The sequence below is a fragment of the Ureibacillus massiliensis 4400831 = CIP 108448 = CCUG 49529 genome (genome assembly GCF_000772965.1).
Lineage (GTDB): Bacteria > Bacillota > Bacilli > Bacillales_A > Planococcaceae > Ureibacillus > Ureibacillus massiliensis.
The window spans coordinates 1-2101 of the sequence record NZ_JPVQ01000101.1 but is presented as its reverse complement, the minus strand read 5'-3'; the positions used below and the strand labels follow the sequence as shown (position 1 = coordinate 2101).

Genomic DNA, 2101 nt, shown 5'->3' with positions numbered 1-2101 from the left:
CATTAACGTTTTGTTGTTCAGTTTTCAAGGTTCATTTTGTTGCCGTTCGTAACAGCAACTTTTAAATAATATCAAACTTAAATGCGGATGTCAATAAAAAATAAATAACTTTTTAACCGCTTTTTTCGAAAACTTTATTAATATATCACTATACGTCTAAGCCGTCAATAGTTTTTAATATTTGTTAAAACTCATTATCTTTTCGACAACGTTATCTAATATACTACGCTATCTAATTCATTACAAGTGTTTTCTCAAAGTAAAAAGATTCAGTTTAATTGAATAAAATACTTACTTTGATTTAATATGTACATTTTATAATAAAAGATACTTAAACATCTTTAACAAACGGCATTACATAACACTCCGAATTTAAACACAAAAAGCTGAATCCTTACTTCTATTATATATAGAAGTAATCGATTCAGCTTTTTTGTTAACTATTTAATTATAGGAAAATAAAGTAACATAGGAACACTACAAATAAACCATACATAATCGGATGAACTTCTTTCGAGCGTCCTGATACGATCATTGTAATTGGGTAGAATAGGAAACCTACTGCAATACCTGTTGCAATCGAATACGAAAGTGGCATAAAGATTAAAACTAGAAATGCCGGAATCGCAATTTCGATTTTATCCCATTCTATCAGTCTTAATGATGACACCATTAATGCACCAACAATAATTAAAGCTGGAGCCGTAACAGCGCTTGTTACTACCGCCAATAACGGGGATATGAATAATGCCAACAAGAATAATACACCTGTTACTACTGAAGCAAAACCAGTGCGTGCACCTGCAGCTACACCAGAAGTTGATTCAACATACGAAGTTGTTGTTGAAGTACCGAATATCGCACCAGTCACCGTTGCTAAAGAATCAGCAAGCAACGCTTTTCCTGCACGAGGTAGTTTATTATCTTTAACTAAGCCAGCTTGACCAGCAACAGCCATTAACGTACCAGCAGTATCAAAGAAATCTACGAATAAGAATGTTAGCACAACAATCAAGAAATCTAAATTTAAAATCGATCCAAAGTCACCAAAAGCTTGGAATGCAGCTCCGAATGTAGGCGAAATATCCGGAATACCCGAAATAACCTTTTCCGGTAATGCTACCAAACCAAAAATCATTCCGACTACCGCAGTGACAACCATACCATAGAAAATACCACCGTTTATTTTCTTAGCCATAAAGATCGATGTTACCAACACTCCAAAAATCGCTAATAACGTTGGTCCATGCGTAAGATCACCTAGTACAGTTAATGTTGAATTATCATTAGCTATAATTCCTGCACCTTGTAAACCAACATACGTAATGAATAAACCGATACCAGCACCTACCGCATATTTTAATTGTGCCGGAATTGCATTAATAATCGTTTCACGTAATCCTGATAGTGATAATACAATGAAAATTAATCCAGAAAATAGCACCCCTGTTAACGCAGTTTCCCAAGACATCCCCATGCCAAGGACTACTGAGAAAGCGAAAAATGCATTAAGACCCATACCAGGAGCTAAAGCAATTGGGTATTTTGCAATTAGACCCATAAATAAACTACCAACCGCAGCAGCTAATGCTGTGGCTACGAATACTGCATTGTAATCCATACCAGCTTCCGATAACATCGTTGGGTTTACAGCTAGAATGTACGCCATAGATAGGAAAGTTGTTAATCCACCTAAAATTTCACGGCGATAATTTGTTCCAAGTTCTTCAAATTGGAAATACTTTTTCATGATGATCCTCCGTAATTATCGTCACGATGCCAAAAATAATAGACATACACCTTTTATTGTTGTATGTCTACGATTCCCCATTTAAATAAAAATATAAATGCACTATCTATAGTGGGTTAATCGTAGTCAAACTATTTAAGGTAGTTTGGTAGAAACTTTCGAGCCATATTCTCGACATTATACGACGAATTATTTAATTTACCTATGTAATATATCACCTACTCCAATAGATTTCAATGCTATTTACGAACGTTTTTATAAATAATTAGTTAAAAGTTCGTAAATTAATTCACTAATTTTTCAATCGAGTAGGAGGCTAGCCATTAATTGGCTAGCCGACCTCTCACACCA

At 34.7% G+C, this 2101-nt stretch carries 1 protein-coding gene and 1 riboswitch; the gene reads right to left on the bottom strand.

Features of this window, described 5'->3' with window-relative positions; all coding sequences use genetic code 11:
- Nucleotides 1–448: 448 nt before the first annotated feature.
- Nucleotides 449–1750, bottom strand: coding sequence for an NCS2 family permease (locus CD30_RS18895; RefSeq protein ID WP_156962321.1), 1302 nt, complete (start codon nucleotides 1748–1750; stop codon nucleotides 449–451).
- Nucleotides 1751–1853: 103 nt separating this feature from the next.
- Nucleotides 1854–1955, bottom strand: a riboswitch (purine riboswitch).
- Nucleotides 1956–2101 lie beyond the last annotated feature (146 nt).

Bases quoted from the DNA above. Each gene is read 5' to 3' on its own strand.
- CD30_RS18895 (WP_156962321.1), bottom strand. From the start codon at position 1,750: ATGAAAAAGTATTTCCAATTTGAAGAACTTGGAACAAATTATCGCCGT.